The 512-nt window shown below is 41.6% G+C and carries 1 pseudogene; it reads left to right on the top strand.

Going from position 1 to position 512, the window contains the following annotated elements:
• Positions 1–117: pseudogene (locus tag CWC18_RS21620) on the top strand (transposase); the annotation flags it as partial.
• Positions 118–512: the final 395 nt, after the last annotated feature.

Genomic DNA, 512 nt, shown 5'->3' with positions numbered 1-512 from the left:
TTTACCAAAGTATTCCATGGCGCAGTAGGGCGGCCGCAAAAGCTAGATAACTATTGCGCGAGCCTAGAAATTAAACGGCGGGCTAATTATAAGCAGTGTGAAAAATTACTGACTTGACTGCTATACCATCAAGATAATTTCTAGATACCCAAAACATCATAGCGTGGCGGCTTCGCCGTGCCTTATTGCTGCGTATGAGTTCAGTTTTCCCTATCTTTGAGCTTATAGCGCATGTAGTTTATTCGACTTTACTAACTAAACGATCTTTCAGATTGAACGTGGTCTACTTATTAGCTTTAATTTTTTTGAATGGGTGTCACTGTTCATTCTTTTCACGGCGCAGTAGGGCGACCTAAAAAGCTTGATAATTATTGCGCGAGCCTAGAAATAAAACGGCGCGCTAATTATAAGCAGTGTGAAAAATTACTGACTTGACTGCTATACCATCAAGATAATTTCTAGATACCCAAAACATCATAGCGTGGCGGCTTCGCCGTGCCTTATTGCTGCGT

The organism is Pseudoalteromonas aurantia, from assembly GCF_005886875.1.
Classification (GTDB): Bacteria; Pseudomonadota; Gammaproteobacteria; order Enterobacterales; family Alteromonadaceae; genus Pseudoalteromonas; species Pseudoalteromonas aurantia_A.
Note: the sequence above shows the minus strand (reverse complement) of the source record. Positions and strands in the feature narration are given on the sequence as shown.